Annotated in this window: 1 protein-coding gene; it reads right to left on the bottom strand. The window is 45.8% G+C overall.

The genetic code is table 11. The features are described 5' to 3' along the window. Nucleotides 1–395 (bottom strand): T7SS effector LXG polymorphic toxin (locus FD09_RS15690; protein ID WP_157053876.1); only part of this gene is annotated, 395 nt, incomplete at its 3' end. Nucleotides 396–413: the final 18 nt, after the last annotated feature.

Below are 413 nucleotides of genomic sequence, written 5' to 3'. Positions count from 1 at the left end.
TCACTGACCTTGTTTCCTGCCGAAACCAATCCATCTAATACCCGATCTGCTTTATGAAATTGGCTTTTGATCTTATCGTTCAAATTGTCATACTCTTCATCAGATAGATAAAAGTCCGGACTGGGATCAACGCTGGTATATCCGCCTACGTATTGGGCCAGAACTTGTCTCAGGTTTTCGATTGTTTCGTCAAACGATTTTAACAAGCCCTGCAGGTAAACTTCTTGCAAATACTGATTACTGGCCTTGGCGGCAGCGCCTTTAAGAGAACCGCCGTTAATTAGCGTGGTTAAGTTCCGGCGGACACGCGCCAGTCGTTCCTGCCGATCGGATAATCCATTCAGCATACTGCGCCGGTACGCCATTAATTCGGCATAATCTAGCCTTTTTGCCATGTCATCACCCTCTTATTT

Source organism: Schleiferilactobacillus perolens DSM 12744 (assembly GCF_001435585.1).
Taxonomy (GTDB): Bacteria; Bacillota; Bacilli; order Lactobacillales; family Lactobacillaceae; genus Schleiferilactobacillus; species Schleiferilactobacillus perolens.
The sequence above is the reverse complement of the archived record's forward strand: the minus strand, read 5'-3'. Positions and strand labels throughout refer to the sequence as shown.